Consider the following 14,062-nt stretch of genomic DNA (forward strand, 5'->3'; position numbering starts at 1 on the left):
GGCCGGGCGTGGAGCGCTCCTCCGGTCGCCGTTCAGGGGGAGGGCGGATACGTTCGAACGGGTGGGACGCCCGTCCCCGCGCGGCGGGGAGAAGGGCCCGACGCCGGCTCAAGGCCAGGATCGCAAGGACGGTGGTCGTCGTGGGCGACGCCCCTCATTACGACGTCGTCATCATCGGTACCGGGGCCGGCGGCGGCACCCTCGCCCATCGGCTCGCCCCGTCCGGCAAACGAGTCCTCCTCGTCGAACGCGGCGACTACCTGCCGCGCGAGCGGGACAACTGGGACTCGACGGCCGTGTTCGTCAAGGGCAAGTACCGGGCGCCTGAGTTCTGGATCGACCAGCACGGGAACGAGTTCCCTCCCGAGGTCAACTACTACGTGGGCGGCAACACCAAGTTCTACGGCGCCGCCCTCTTCCGGCTGCGGCCCGAGGACTTCGGCGAGCTCCGTCATCATGGCGGCCTCTCCCCCGCCTGGCCGATCCGTTACGAGGATCTGGAGCCGTACTACACGCAGGCGGAGCACCTCTACCTCGTTCACGGGCGGCACGGCGAGGATCCCGGCGAGGGGCCGGTGAGCGCCCAGTACGCCCGTCCGCCCGTGGAGCACGAGCCTCGCATCCAGCAGTTGAGCGACGACCTCGAGCGGCGTGGTCTGCACCCCTTCCACCTGCCGATCGGCGTCAACCTCAGTCAGGGGAACGGGGGGCGGGCCACCCACTCCAGTGTCTGCATCCGCTGCAACCGGGTGGACGGCTTTCCGTGTCTGGTGCGTGGCAAGTCCGATGCCGAGGTGATCTGCGTCGAGCCGGCCCTGAGACACCCCGACGTCGAGATGGTCACGAACACGCACGTGGTCCGCCTGGAGACCGATGCGAGGGGACGCCGTGTCAGCGCGGTCGTCGGCCGGCTGCCCGACGGTTCGGAGGTCCGGTTCACGGCGGATGTGGTGGTCGTCTCCTGCGGGGCGGTCAACTCGGCGGCACTGCTGCTGGCCTCGGCGAACGAGCACCATCCCCGCGGGTTGGCGAACAGCTCGGACGTGGTCGGCCGCTTCTACATGCGGCACAACAACCTGGCCCTGATGGCCGTGTCGAAGGAGCCCAACGACACGCAGTTCCAGAAGACCCTGGCCCTGCACGACTGGTACCTCGGCGCGGACGACTGGGACTACCCGCTGGGCGGCATCCAGATGCTGGGAAAGTCGGATGCGGAGCAGATCCACGGCGAGGCCCCGCGGTGGGCCGGTGCGGTCGCACCGGACATGCCGTTCGAGGTGCTGGCGCACCACGCCGTCGACTTCTGGCTGTGCGGTGAGGACCTGCCCCGGGCCGACAACCGGGTCACCCTGGACGGTGACGCCCGCATCCACCTCGCTCTCGACGAGAAGAACAACGTCGAAGGCCTGAAGCGGCTGAGGCACAAGCTCCAGGGAATGCTCGGCCACCTGGGCATGCACGAGCACCACCTGCTGTCCCGCAGCATCTATCTGCACAAGGGCATGCCGATCGGTGCGACGGCTCACCAGGCGGGCACCGTACGCTTCGGCACCGACCCCGCCTCCTCCGCGCTTGACGTCCACTGCAAGGCCCACGACCTCGACAATCTGTACGTCGTCGACACGAGCTTCTTCCCGAGCATCGGTGCGGTCAACCCGTCGTTGACGGCCATCGCCAATGCCCTCCGGGTCGGCGACCACCTCTTGGCCCGGCTGGGCTGAGACCGGGGACCGCTGCTCCGATCGGACGAAGCAGCTCGGCCCAACGGGCCAACGACGGTCCTCCCTGCACGCCGCCCGCCACAGTCGGTGATTGCGTGGCCCCGTGCCCGCCCCACAGCCGGGCGGGGCGGGATCGCGCGGCGAGGGAGGCAGGGCAACATGGGTTCCACCGTGGAGGCACCGGAGGGTGTGGTCCCCGCACGTCTGCTGCAGGGCCAGAAGGCACTGGTCACCGGGGCCAATTCGGGCATCGGCAAGGCCACGGCCATCGGCCTGGGCCGAGCCGGCGCAGACGTGGTCGTGAACTATGTGTCCGGCCGTGACGCGGCGGAGGAAGTGGTCGAGGAGATCGCCTCCTTCGGCGTGCGCGCGGCGGCCTACGAGGCCGACGTGTCCCAGGAGGACCAGGTCACGGCCATGATGGACCGGATGGTCGAGGAGTTCGGCACCGTCGACGTCCTCGTGGCCAACGCGGGACTGCAGCGGGACGCCCGGCTCGCCGACATGACGCTCGCCCAGTGGCAGAAGGTCATCGACGTCAATCTCACCGGTCAGTTCCTGTGCGCACGGGAGGCGACCAAGGAGTTCCGGCGCCGCGGCGTGGTCCCCGAGGTGTCCCGCGCCGCCGGGAAGATCATCTGCATGAGTTCGGTGCACCAGATCATCCCGTGGTCGGGCCACGTCAACTACGCGTCCTCCAAGGGCGGTGTGCAGATGATGATGCAGACCCTGGCCCAGGAGCTCGCACCGGAGAAGATCCGGGTGAACGCGGTCGCCCCGGGGGCGATCAGGACACCGATCAACCGCGCTGCCTGGGAGACGGCCGAGGCCCGGGAGGACCTCCTGAGGCTGATCCCGTACGACCGGATCGGCGACCCCGAGGACATCGCGAACGCCGTGGTCGCACTCGCCTCCGACCTCATGGACTACGTCGTGGGGACCACCTTGTACGTGGACGGCGGGATGACCCTCTTCCCGGGTTTCGCCACCGGCGGCTGACCCTGTTCCCGGACGTCACGAGCAGCGAAGGCGCGTATGCCCACCTCGTTCCACCTGCTGGCGGATGCCCCGGCCCAACTGCTGCCGGCCCGGGAACTCATGGCCTTCACCCTGGCGTCCCACATCATTCTGGTGCCCCTGGGCGTTGCCTTCCCCTTCATCACCCTGGTCATGCACTACCGCGGACTGCGCCGCAAGGACGCCACGGCACTGCTCCTGGCGCGGCGCTGGTCGGCCGTCATGGCGGTGCAGTTCGCGCTCGGCATCGTCACCGGCACGGTGCTCTCCTTCGAGTTCGGCCTGCTCTGGCCCGGCCTCATGGGCAGATGGGGTGATGTCTTCGGCATCGGATTCGGCGTCGAGGCCTGGGCGTTCTTCCTGGAGGCGGTGCTCATCGCCATCTATCTGTACGGGTGGCGGCGGCTGAAGCCCCGTACGCACTTCCTGCTCGGGCTGCCGCTCCCGGCCGCCGCGCTGCTCGGAGCGTTCGGCATCCTGGCCGCCAACTCCTGGATGAACACGCCGCAGGGCTTCTCCCTCGACTCCGAGGGCAACCCGGTCGACGTCAACGTCTGGAAGGCGATCTTCACGCCTATGTTCGGGCCGCAGTACTGGCACTTCGTCGTGGCGATGATTCTCACCGCGGGCTTCATGGTGTCCGGTGTCTACGCCGTGGGCTGGCTGCGCGGCCGCCGGGACCACTACCACCGGCTCGGTTTCGCCGTTCCGTTCACGATCGCCGCGGTGGCCACTCCGGTGCAGTTCGTCCTGGGCGACGCCATCGCCCGGTCGGTGTTCCACAAGCAGCCGGTGAAGTTCGCCGCGATGGAGATCGTCTGGAAGACAGACACCCGTGTACCGGAGTACCTCTTCGGACGCCTGCAGGAGGACGGGAGCGTCAAGGGCGGTATCAAGATCCCGTTGCTCGACTCGTTCCTGGCCGGATTCAGCGTGGACACCGAGGTGGTGGGACTGACCTCCGTCCCGGCGGACCAGCGGCCGACGGCCACTCAGGCAACCATCGCCCACTGGGCCTTCGACATCATGGTCCTGATCGGGTCCGCCCTGGTGCTGCTCGCCCTCTGGTACGGCCTGGTCTGGCTGCGGCATCGTCGGCTTCCCGCCTCGAATTGGTTCTACGGCCCGGCTGCCTGTGCCGGCGTCGCCTCCGTCGTGGCCGTCGAGTGCGGCTGGATCGCCACCGAGGTGGGCCGCCAGCCCTGGATCGTCTACCAGAACATGCGGGTCGCGGAGGCGGTGACCTCCACACACTCCACGACGCTGTGGATCACGCTCGGTGTGGTGATGTCGGTGTACGTGTTCCTGTTCGGCTCGTTCCTCGTCATCCTCCTCAGGATGCGCAGGCGCTGGCGGCTCGCCGACGCGGAACGGTCTGCCGGAGGGCCGCTCCACGCACCGGAGGCGGACACCCCTTACGGCCCGCGGGCCCCGGTCCCGGACGGTCGCCCATGACCGCCGACCTCATCGCCGTGGTCCTGCTCCTCGCCGTGACCGCGTACGCCTGCGCGGGCGGCACGGACTACGGGGCGGGCTTCTGGGACCTGACGGCGGGAGGAACGGAACGGGGCCGACGGCCCCGGTGGCTCATCGACCACGCCATGGCTCCGGTGTGGGAGGTCAACAACGTCTGGCTGATCTTCGTTCTCGTCATCATGTGGACCGGCTTCCCCATCCTGTTCCAGACCGTGTTCACCGCGATGTGGCTCCCCCTGGCACTGGCCGCCATGGGCCTGGTCCTGCGCGGCGCCGGCTTCGCGTTCCGCAAGCCGTCCCGGCGGCTCGCCGGCCGGCGGCTGTACGGCGCCGTGTTCGCGGTGGCCTCGGTCGTCACGCCGTTCTTCCTCGGCGCCGCCGTCGGCGGGGTCGCGTCGGGACGGGTGGCGCCCGGTACCGCGGCCTCGGCGGACGCCTGGTCCAACCCCACCTCTCTGATGTTCGGGCTGATCGCCATCGCGACCACCGCCTTGCTCGGCGCGGTGTTCCTCACGGGGGACGCCCGCCGCTTCGAGGCGCCCGATCTGGTCGGCTACTTCAGGTGGCGGGCCCTGGGCAGTCTCGCCGTACTCACCGTCCTGGCGGTGATCACCGGGTTCGTCACCCACGAGGACTCCCCCCACGTGTGGCACGGGCTCACCCACGGTCTGGGGCTGCTCTTCGTCGTCGTGGCCGGCGTGACCGCGCTCGCGACGGCCTGGCTGCTCCTGCGGACGCCGGGTACGTGGGTGCGCGTCACGGCGGTCGGGGTCGTCGCGTCCGCCGTCCTCGCCTGGGGCATGGCGCAGCGCCCCTACCTCGTTCCCACGTCGCTGACCGTGGCCGACGCCGCGGGCGCACCCGCCACCCTGACGTGGCTGGCGATCGTCACTCTGGTGGCCCTGGTGCTCGTCGTGCCGGCCGTCGCCCTCCTCTACTGGCTGGACACCCACGGAGAACTGGAAGAGCTCACCGACGCCGAGCTGCGGAGAGGTGGCGGCTCGGACGGTGAGGGCCCGGCGCCGAGCGGCTGACCGCCCGGTCCCCGTCTCGCCCGCATCCGACGAAGGAAGCCACTGTGACCGAAGACGAGATCCTTCTCGGACTCTCTCTGACGGTGGTGCTCGCCACCGCCTCGCAGATCCTGGCGAACAAGCTGCGCCTCCCGGCCCTGATCATCCTGCTGCCGGTCGGGTTCGCCGCCGGCGCGATCACCGATGTCATCCATCCGGACCGGTTGATGGGGCCGGTGTTCGACGCCCTGGTGTCGCTCTCCGTCGCGGTGATCCTCTACGACGCCGGCCTGGGGCTCGACCTGCGCAAACTCACCGGCCGCCCCCGGGGGATCGTGGGACGACTGCTGGCGTACGGGGTGCTGCTCACGTCGCTGGTCGTCCTGGCGGTGGCGCCGGTGATGTTCGACATGCCGCTGCGCGTGGCCGCGATGCTCGGCGTGATCCTCGTCGTCTCGGGTCCCACCGTCGTGGGTCCGCTGCTCGACTTCGTGCGGCCGAACGACAGGGTGCGACGCATCCTGATCTGGGAGGGGACGCTGACCGACCCGATCGGCGGCATCCTCGGTGCACTCACCTTCCACGCCATCGCCACGACGCACAGGGTAGAAATCGGCTGGGGATACCAGCTGGGCCAGTTCGCCATCAGCCTGGCTGTCGGGCTGGTCGGCGGGGTCGTGGGAGCCGTGCTGCTGTGGTTCACCCTGCGTACGCTGAGACTCGGCGAGACGCTGGGCACGCTGGCCCAACTGGCCACGGTGATCGCCGTATCGGCGGGCTGCGACATCGTGCGGGACGACACGGGGCTCATCGCAGCTATCGTCACGGGACTGGCCGTCGCCAACATCCGCGGGTTCGACATGCCTGCTCGGCGTCCCTTCTTCGAGACGCTGGTCCAGCTGATCATCGGGCTGCTGTTCGTCTCCATCTCATCCACCGTCACCCCGGCATCCCTGGTGCCGGTGCTCCTTCCCTCGCTCGCCCTCATCGCGATCCTGGTGCTGGTGGTCCGGCCGCTCGTCGCCTTCGCCTCGACGGCGCGCTCAGGTCTGGCCCGAGGGGAACGGTCCTTCATCGGATGGATGGACCCACGCGGCATCGTCGCGGCAGCCACGGCGTCGACCTTCTCGGCCAGCCTCGTCGACCGCGGGGTGAGCGGCGCCGACAGGATCCTTCCCGTCACCTTCCTGGTGATCGTGGGAACCGTTCTGCTCTACTCGCTGACGGCTGCGCCCATGGCCAGAAGGCTGGGGGTCGTCAAACCGGCGGGCAGGCGCATCCTCCTGGTGGGCGGCGAGCCCTGGGTGGTCGACCTGGGAAGGGCCCTGCGGACCGCCGGCCTGGACGTGCTGATGTGGGCGGGGCTCGATGAGCAGCGGAATCAGATCAAGGAGGCGGGGATCGACCTGGCCAAGGGCGATCTGCTGGCCACGGCCATCAACCCCGGGGCGCGGCTGGAGGGAGTGACGGCCGTGTTCCTGGCCACCGACGACGACGACTTCAACGCGCTGGCCTCGCTCGTGATGCAGGACAACGTCGAGGGGCCGGTCTATCGGGTCGGACCGCCGCACGACACCCATGGAGTGGTCGCTCCCTACACCGGCGGCGACATCCTCTTCGGCCGTTCCCTCGTCCGTCACGTCCTGGCGGAACGCTACGAGCGGGGTGCGCGGTTCGTGGTGCAGCCGGCCTCGGCCCCGCTGCCGGCGGAGCACGAGACGTTGTTCGTCGTGCGGGCGGACCAGCGGTTGGAGCCGGTCACCGAGAGGGAGGAGTCGGTCCCGCAGGAGGGCGACACCGTCGTGCTCCTCGGTTCCGTCCCCTGGCCCGGCGAGTGAGGCCCGCCGCCGGGCGCTCGCGCGGTCATGCCCGGCCCCTGCGCGCCCCGTTGAGCTTCGCGTCCAGGGTGATCGCCGCGTCGATCAGAGCCAAGTGCGTGAAAGCCTGGGGGAAGTTGCCCAGCTGCCGCCCCGTCAGGCCGATCTCCTCGGAGTAGAGGCCCAGGTGGTTGGCGTACGAGAGCATCTTCTCCAGCACCAGCCTGGCCATGTCGGTGCGTCCGGCCCTCGCCAGGGCGTCGACGTACATGAACGTGCACAGGGAGAAGGTTCCCTCGGAACCGCGCAGTCCGTCGGGAGAGGCCTCGGGGTTGTAGCGGTAGACCAGGCTGTCGCTGACCAGCTCACGCTCCATCGCGTCCAAGGTGGACTTCCACTTCGGATCGTCCGGCGTGATGAACCCGACCGTGGGCATGCGCAGCAACGACGAGTCCAGGACGTCGTCGCCGTAGTGCTGCACGAAGGACTGCTTCTGCGGGTCCCATCCCCGGCTGAGCACCTGGTCGTAGATCTCGTCGCGCGCGTCCACCCAGCGGCCACCGGCCGCGGGACGCCCGTCGTCGAAGGCGATCCGCAGCGCGCGGTCGAAGGCCACCCAGGACATCACGCGGCCGTACGTGAAGTCCTTCCGGCCGCCGCGGGTCTCCCACAGACCTTCGCCGGGCTGGTCCCAGTGGTCGACCAGCCAGTCGAGCAGCGTGTGCAGCGCCTTCCAGCCCCCGGTGTCGAGATGCTTGCCGTGCCGGTGCGCGAAGTAGATGCTGTCGAGCGCCTCGCCGTAGATGTCCAGTTGCAACTGGGTCGCCGCTCCGTTGCCGATGCGGACGGGGGCGGAACCGCAGTAGCCCTCCCAGTGTTCCAGGGTCTCCTCGACCAGGTCGGAGGAGCCGTCGACCCGGTACATGATGTTCAGTGGCCCGCTCCCGGCCCCGTTCGCCCGGCCGGCCTTTTCCTTCACCCTGTCGTGCAGCCAGTTGATGAACGCCGTCGCCTCTTCCTCGAATCCCAGGCCCAGCAACGCGTACACCGAGAACGAGGCGTCACGGATCCAGGTGAACCGGTAGTCCCAGTTGCGCTCCCCGCCCAACTGCTCGGGCAGAGCCGTCGTCGGGGCGGCGACGAGGGCGCCGGTCGGCGCGTAGGTCATGAGCTTCAGCGTCACGGCCGACCGTTCCACCTCCTCCCGCCAACGGCCCGAGTAGGTGGACTGACCCAGCCAGGAGCGCCAGAAGCGGACGGTCTCGTCGAAGAGTTGCTCGAACTCCGTCACCCGGACCACGTGCGGCGGCCCGTCGGGGGACGACTCCAGGATCATGCCGCGCTGCTGACCCGCCTGGAGGGTCAGACTGAAACGAAGGTCCTTGTCGTCCGAGAGTCGGTTCAACAACCGCTCGTCCTGCGGTTCACGGACGGGGTGGACGGCGAGGTGCATGTCCTCCGACGTGAACAGAGCCCCCTGCTCCGTGAGGTGCAGCTCGTGCGGCTTGCGGCCGTAGTCGAAGCGCGGGGCGATCTCGCCTTCGAACGTCATGCTGCCCCGCACACAGCGCAGCATGCGGACCAGACGGTGCCGGTCCGTCGCCGTCGTGCCGGTCACGGGCATGAAGTCGACCACCTCGCCCGCCCCGTCCTCGGTCATGAAACGCGTCACGAGAACAGCGGTGTCCGGGTGGTAGAGCTGCTTGGTGGTGTAGTCGTCCGCGGCCGGCCTGACGGTGAAATGGCCGCCCTTCCGCCGGTCGAGCAGAGCGCCGAAGACACTGGGCGAATCGAAACGCGGACAGCAGAACCAGTCGATCGTCGCATCGGTCGTCACGAGGGCCGCGGTCTGCAGATCGCCGATCAGGCCGTGGTTCTCGATCAGGGGGTAGTCGTCCATCTCGAGCCCCTTTCGGCCCCCGGTAGACAACGATCGGGCGCCACCACTCAGCGCCGGAGGTGCTGCGGCCACCTCGGCCAGCTTAGGCCGACGGCGCCGTCCCGTCCTGGCGAGCGAACGTCACCGGGCGACGACGGAGGGCCCCCTCCGCGGTGGGCGCCCTCCGCGGTGGGCGCCCTCCGGGGGCGGTCAGCCGGTCGGCAGGCCCAGTCCGTAGTAGGTGACGTGGTAGCCGTCCACGTACCCTGCCTCGCCGCCGATGATCAGGTCGGTGGGATCGCTCGCGCCCGCCGCCCTGGCCGTGGCCACCAGCATCTCGGCCAGTGCGCGGCCATTCGGCTCGCCGGGGCCGCCCGCGTCCACGCGCCACACCGGGTCGTCGTCGCCGAAGACCGACGCCGTGTGCGGGTGTGCGGCGACCGTGCCCCAGCCGAGTGAGGCGGGATCGACGTCGTCGGGGGCGAAGCAGGCGATCGAGAGCCGGTCGCCGCACACCACGTCGAAAAGAAGGGGCGCGCTTCGGCCGTTGCGCCCATAGAACGGCATCGCGATCCGGACTCCCAGGGCGGTGGTCTCGGCAGGCAGCGCACCCAGGAAGTCTCCCAGCGACCGGGTGACGGTCTCCCAGCTACGGGCGGTCCAGCCGCCCGGGAAGCCGAGGCCGACGTTGGCCTGATCACGGTTGCTGCCGAAGAAGCCGCTGATCGAGTGCTCCTCGCCGACGCCTTGACGCCAGAACCAGTTCTCCGCCGGGTCGGTGGGCTGCAGGACGAGCTCCGGCCCCGACTTCCCGGCTCGCAGTTCGAGCGTGTCCGGGCTGCCGCGCCAGCGCAGGAAGGGTGCGCCCCAGAGCGGCTCGCTGTCGTAGAAGGGGCCCATGTCGCCGTGCGAGCCCATGATGGACGGCTCGCCCAGCGCGGCCGTCAATTCCTCCTTCGCGGCGCGGAAGGCGGTCGCCTGCGCTGCGGCGTCCGGCGCGGGAACCGCCACCGGGACCGCGAGCTCCACGTACGACTCGCCGTCGACGTAACGCTTCTCGTACTCGCCGACCGGGCGCAGGCGGGCATCGCCCGCGGAGCGGCCGGTGATCAGCACAGGAGCGTCGGACGTGCCTCCCCAGGCCCACCCCAGCTCGGTCGCCACCGCCCGCACGCCCTCCGGCGTCCAGCCGTCCGTGTCCGCCGCGACCAGTCGCCGGGCGAGCTCCCCGATGGATTCCTCTGCCGTGCTTCCCCGTTGTGCGTTCATCCGGCCATCGTGCCGCATCCCGGGCCGGGCCCTTGCGGCAGGGGCGGGCCGAGAACCCCGGCCTCTGCACCGATGGCCCGAGCGACGTCCTGTGGGTGTGTCAACTGGGGATGGTGCCCGGCACCGGCGATCACCGTCACGGTGGCGTGCGGGAGGGCGTCCAGCAGGGATTGTCCCTCGGCGGCCAGTGGATCGCGGGAGCCCGTGATGATGTGGACGCGCCCCGGGTAGCGTTGCAGTCCGGCTCGGAGATCGGCGCGCCACCTCGGGCTCCCGGTGGCCGCGAGGAGCCGGGCGGCGGTGGCCGCGGTGGTGCCGCGGCGCAGGTCCGCAACAGCCGAGCGGAGCGCGGTCGCGTGCTGTGTGGCGCCGGTCAGTCGTTCCGCCAGCGCCGTGGGAGTCGCGCGGCTCAGGAGCCGGCGGGTCAGGAACGTCATTTTGGCGGTGCGAGGCGGGTACGCCTGGAGGAAGAACGGCGCCACGAGCGTGAGTTGTTCCACCGCGTCGGGGTGGGCGGCCGCGGCCTCTACGGCCGCCGCGGCACCGATGGAGTGGCCCACCAGGTGACGAGCGCCGGTCTCGGTCACCAGTGCCGTCAGCCAGGACTGCCAGTCGTCGTGGCACCCGCCGCTCATGCCCAGGCCCGGCAGGTCGACGGCGCGGGCGTGCCCGACCTCTGCGACGACCGGCGCCCAGGTGTCCGCGTTGACCGGCAGGCCGGGCAGCACCACCGTGGGCGCGTCCTTCTCCCCCAGTTCTAACGTCCGTATCCCGCCCGGCTCGGTGAACCGTCGGTCACCCGCGGGGGCGTCGCCGAAGCGGTGCGCTGCGAGGTGGTCGGCCCAGCGGCGGATCGTCGTGGCGGTGTCCGGCATCGTCAGTCGGTGCCGGGCGGCGAAGGCATGGGCCGAGTCGGTCGGGTACCGGTCCGCCGACAGGAACGTCAGGGTCTCCGGGTCGGCCTTGGTGAGCCGGCGGGGAAGCCGCTTGAGCAGGGGCACCGGTACGCGTGTCCGTGGAGCCTTGACGCCGTAGTGCTCCGCCACGGACGTCAGCAGGTCGGGCAGCGAGGGGGTTTCGTCGTCGAGGAGCCAGTAGGAGGTGCGCTCGGTGGACGGGTCCATCGGCAACAGCGTCATGAACCGGGCGAGGTGGTCGACGGCGACCACGGGAACGAAGGTGCGCCCGTTGCCCGGCAGCGCGGCGAGTGAACCCTGCCAGAGTTCTTCGAGGTTGGCGGCGAGCCCCAGGTACTGGTCGGACTCCCCCGTGGCGCTGTCCCCGATGACGCTGGCCGGATTGACGATCGACCATGGGACGCCCAACTGCCCTGCCATCTCCTGGAAGACGGCGTCCGCCTCGACCCTGGACGCTTCGTACGCGCCCAGCGCCCGGTAGGTCTCGCGCCGACGCTCCTCGCTCCAACGAGTGGGGCCCTGCCCGCCCACGCGGTACCCGGAGACCTGGACCAGGCGGCGCAGGTTCGGCATCCCCGCCGCGAACGCGACGACCGTGCGGACGCTGTCCACGTTGGCGCGACGTGCCTCGTCCACCGACATCCCGAACCGGAAGGCCCCGGCGCAGTTGTAGATCTCGGTGAAATCGTCGAACTCGCCCTCGATCAGCGACGCCTTGGTGAAATCGACCCGGAGGTCGGCCGGGGCCTGGTCGTACCCGCGCCCCGCCAGCCACCGGGCCAGCCTCAGACCGGACTCGCGGCTCCGGCTCGCCGTGCTCACCCGGACGCCGGCCCGGCCGAGCTCGAGGACCACGTGGCGCCCGATGAAGCCGCTCGCGCCCAGCACCAAGGCGTGTCTGCCCTCCGGGCTCATGCCGAGGCCTCCGTAGCCGGTTCCAGCAGCACGGCGATCGCCTGGGCGGCGCAGCGCAGCGGCTCGGTGGACCGCTGGGCCCGCGACACGATCACCGCTCCCTCCACCATGCTGACCATGGCGGTCGCCAGGGCACGGGCGTCGGGGCGAGGACGGCCGTGGGAGACGAGCAGCTCGCTCACCGGCTCGATCCACGACTCGAAGGCGTCGGCGCAGGCGTCGCGGAGTCGTTCGCTCTGCGCGCCCATCTCCAGCGTCACCACCGAGACCGGGCAGCCCAGCTGGAAGTCGCTGCCCTCGAGCATCTTGGCCAGTTCGTCGATCACATGCCGCAACACATCGGCCGGTGCGGCCGACGCCGGCGCCGAGTCGGCCACGAGTGAGCCGAAGCGGGCGGCGGCGAGTTCGACGGCCTTCTCCCCGAGGGCCTCCTTCCCCTGGGGGAAGTGGAAGTAGAGGGATCCCTTCGGGGCACCGGAGTGCTCCACCACCGTGTTGAGCCCGGTACCGCTGTAACCGTGCCGCTGGATGAGTTCCAGCATCGATTCGGCCAGCCGCAAGCGGGTCCTGGCTCCCTTGGTTTCAACCATGACCGCAGAATAGACCGGTCTACATATTTTTCACAGGGGTCACGGTACTATCCGCGGAACGATTGGCGTGACCATGCCGAGGAGGAGAAGTGCCCGACGACGCGCTGACCGACTTCGTCCGCGAACGGTTCACCCACGAGGGGCGCACCCATGTGGTGCTGCGTTCCGGTACCGGCCCCGCCGTGATCGTCATGGCCGAGATCCCCGGCATCACTCCGAAGGTCGCGCAGTTCGCACGACGGGTCCGTGACATCGGCTGCACCGTCGTACTACCGGACCTGTTCGGCATCGCCGGACGCGACCCGGACCCGAAGGAGCACGGCTGGGCGGGTGCCGCGACGACGGGCATGCGCGCGATGTTCCAGGTCTGCGTGAGACGTGAGTTCACCACACTGGCCGCAGGCCGTACCTCACCGGTCGTCACCTGGCTGCGCGCCCTCGCCGTTCGCGAGCACGAGCGCTGCGGCGGACCGGGGGTCGGCGCCCTCGGCATGTGCTTCACGGGCGGCTACGCCCTGGCCATGGCCACCGACGACCGACTTCTCGCGCCCGTGCTGTGCCAGCCCTCCCTCCCGCTCGCCGTCACCGCCCGCAACCGGCGCTCGATCGACATCTCCCCGAACGACCTGCGAACGGTCCAGGAGCGCTGCGCCACCGGCCTGACCGTCCTCGGCCTGCGCTTCCGCAGCGACCGACTCGTCCCCGACGAGCGGTTCGCTCTCCTGCGCGACAAGCTCGGGGACTCCTTCGTCGCGGTCGAACTCGACGACAGCGCGGCGAACCCGGACGGCCTGCTGCCCCCGCACTCCGTCCTCACCGAGCACCTCGTCGACGAACCCGGCGAACCCACCCGCCAGGCCCTGGACCAGGTGCTCGAGCACTTCCGTCAACGCCTCCTCGCTCCCACCGAAGCGCCCTGAGAAGCCGTCTACCCGACCGGCCGCGGAGCGTACGGGCCGAGCCCCGGAACCGTTTCGGTAGCGTGATCACCGCTGCATGGAGTGCCCATGTGTCCGGCTGGTCCGCGCGAGGGCTTCCGGCGGAGAGTGAAGAGGCTGCGATGAGTGAACCGACGAAGCCCGAGGTGCGGGTTCCGGAAGGGGACGCGCCCACCGAGCTGACCATCCGGGACCTGGTCGTCGGGGACGGGGCCGAGGCGAAGCCCGGCATGGTCGTCCGGGTTCACTATGTCGGCGTCACCTTCGAGTCCGGTAAGGAGTTCGACACCTCCTGGGACCGGGGCCAGCCGTTCAAGTTCGCCCTGGGCGGTGGCAGGGTCATCAAGGGCTGGGACCGGGGAGTGAGGGGGATGAAGGTCGGCGGTCGGCGCGAGATCATCGTTCCCCCGCGTCTCGGTTACGGCAAGCAGTCGCCCTCGCCGTTGATCCCGGCGGGCTCGACCCTGGTCTTCGTGGTGGACCTGCTCTCGGTCTGAGACAGGCCCACCT

General features: G+C 70.0%; 11 protein-coding genes. 7 read left to right on the forward strand and 4 right to left on the reverse strand.

The features are described from left to right. Positions 1 to 140: 140 nt before the first annotated feature. The 5 genes from R2D22_RS03320 (at position 141) to R2D22_RS03340 (ending at position 7,065) form a co-directional block, all read left to right on the forward strand. Positions 141 to 1,721, forward strand: a complete 1,581-nt coding sequence (locus R2D22_RS03320) for a GMC oxidoreductase (protein WP_318101093.1) — start codon at positions 141 to 143, stop codon at positions 1,719 to 1,721. Between the two features lie 159 nt (positions 1,722 to 1,880). Beyond that, on the forward strand, positions 1,881 to 2,720 hold the full coding sequence (locus R2D22_RS03325; RefSeq protein WP_318101095.1) for an SDR family oxidoreductase: 840 nt from the start codon (positions 1,881 to 1,883) through the stop codon (positions 2,718 to 2,720). A 36-nt stretch (positions 2,721 to 2,756) separates the two neighbouring features. Beyond that, positions 2,757 to 4,193 carry a cytochrome ubiquinol oxidase subunit I gene (locus R2D22_RS03330; RefSeq protein WP_318101096.1) on the forward strand — a complete coding sequence of 479 codons (1,437 nt, stop codon included), beginning with the start codon at positions 2,757 to 2,759 and terminating at the stop codon, positions 4,191 to 4,193. Then, positions 4,190 to 5,248, forward strand: a complete 1,059-nt coding sequence (locus tag R2D22_RS03335) for a cytochrome d ubiquinol oxidase subunit II (protein ID WP_318101097.1) — start codon at positions 4,190 to 4,192, stop codon at positions 5,246 to 5,248. Before R2D22_RS03330 ends, R2D22_RS03335 begins: the two co-directional genes overlap by 4 nt. Before the next feature lie 44 nt (positions 5,249 to 5,292). Continuing rightward, positions 5,293 to 7,065 carry a cation:proton antiporter gene (locus R2D22_RS03340; RefSeq protein WP_318101098.1) on the forward strand — a complete coding sequence of 591 codons (1,773 nt, stop codon included), beginning with the start codon at positions 5,293 to 5,295 and terminating at the stop codon, positions 7,063 to 7,065. 25 nt (positions 7,066 to 7,090) lie between these two features. On the opposite strand, the gene R2D22_RS03345 is transcribed toward R2D22_RS03340, so the two are convergent. From R2D22_RS03345 to R2D22_RS03360, 4 genes are all read right to left on the reverse strand, one after another. Beyond that, positions 7,091 to 8,944, reverse strand: coding sequence for a glycoside hydrolase family 15 protein (locus tag R2D22_RS03345; protein ID WP_318101100.1), 1,854 nt, complete (start codon positions 8,942 to 8,944; stop codon positions 7,091 to 7,093). Positions 8,945 to 9,133: 189 nt separating this feature from the next. After that, a complete protein-coding gene (locus R2D22_RS03350; RefSeq protein ID WP_318101101.1) occupies positions 9,134 to 10,192 on the reverse strand; it encodes a hypothetical protein in 1,059 nt (352 codons plus the stop codon). Then, entirely contained in the window at positions 10,189 to 12,024 is a 1,836-nt protein-coding gene (locus R2D22_RS03355; RefSeq protein ID WP_318101102.1) for an alpha/beta fold hydrolase, read from the reverse strand. Before R2D22_RS03355 ends, R2D22_RS03350 begins: the two co-directional genes overlap by 4 nt. Beyond that, complete coding sequence (locus R2D22_RS03360; protein ID WP_318101104.1) at positions 12,021 to 12,614, reverse strand: TetR/AcrR family transcriptional regulator; 594 nt, start codon at positions 12,612 to 12,614, stop codon at positions 12,021 to 12,023. The genes R2D22_RS03355 and R2D22_RS03360 overlap by 4 nt, the downstream gene beginning before the upstream one ends. Before the next feature lie 89 nt (positions 12,615 to 12,703). On the opposite strand from R2D22_RS03360, the gene R2D22_RS03365 reads away from it, so the two are divergent. Further along, the gene (locus R2D22_RS03365) at positions 12,704 to 13,534 is read left to right on the forward strand and encodes a dienelactone hydrolase family protein (RefSeq protein ID WP_318101106.1); all 831 of its coding nucleotides are present in this window, start codon (positions 12,704 to 12,706) and stop codon (positions 13,532 to 13,534) included. A 140-nt stretch (positions 13,535 to 13,674) separates the two neighbouring features. Beyond that, the gene (locus R2D22_RS03370; RefSeq protein ID WP_318101107.1) at positions 13,675 to 14,049 is read left to right on the forward strand and encodes an FKBP-type peptidyl-prolyl cis-trans isomerase; all 375 of its coding nucleotides are present in this window, start codon (positions 13,675 to 13,677) and stop codon (positions 14,047 to 14,049) included. Positions 14,050 to 14,062: the final 13 nt, after the last annotated feature.

It is taken from the genome of Streptomyces sp. HUAS YS2, assembly GCF_033343995.1.
GTDB lineage: Bacteria > Actinomycetota > Actinomycetes > Streptomycetales > Streptomycetaceae > Streptomyces > Streptomyces solicathayae.

What these genes read in the sequence shown, in the direction of transcription:
- R2D22_RS03355 (WP_318101102.1), bottom strand. Translation starts at nt 12,024, where the DNA reads ATGAGCCCGGAGGGCAGACACGCCTTGGTGCTGGGCGCGAGCGGCTTC.
- R2D22_RS03330 (WP_318101096.1), top strand. Translation starts at nt 2,757, where the DNA reads ATGCCCACCTCGTTCCACCTGCTGGCGGATGCCCCGGCCCAACTGCTG.
- R2D22_RS03335 (WP_318101097.1), top strand. Translation starts at nt 4,190, where the DNA reads ATGACCGCCGACCTCATCGCCGTGGTCCTGCTCCTCGCCGTGACCGCG.
- R2D22_RS03345 (WP_318101100.1), bottom strand. Translation starts at nt 8,944, where the DNA reads ATGGACGACTACCCCCTGATCGAGAACCACGGCCTGATCGGCGATCTG.
- R2D22_RS03350 (WP_318101101.1), bottom strand. Translation starts at nt 10,192, where the DNA reads ATGAACGCACAACGGGGAAGCACGGCAGAGGAATCCATCGGGGAGCTC.
- R2D22_RS03370 (WP_318101107.1), top strand. Translation starts at nt 13,675, where the DNA reads ATGAGTGAACCGACGAAGCCCGAGGTGCGGGTTCCGGAAGGGGACGCG.
- R2D22_RS03325 (WP_318101095.1), top strand. Translation starts at nt 1,881, where the DNA reads ATGGGTTCCACCGTGGAGGCACCGGAGGGTGTGGTCCCCGCACGTCTG.
- R2D22_RS03360 (WP_318101104.1), bottom strand. Translation starts at nt 12,614, where the DNA reads ATGGTTGAAACCAAGGGAGCCAGGACCCGCTTGCGGCTGGCCGAATCG.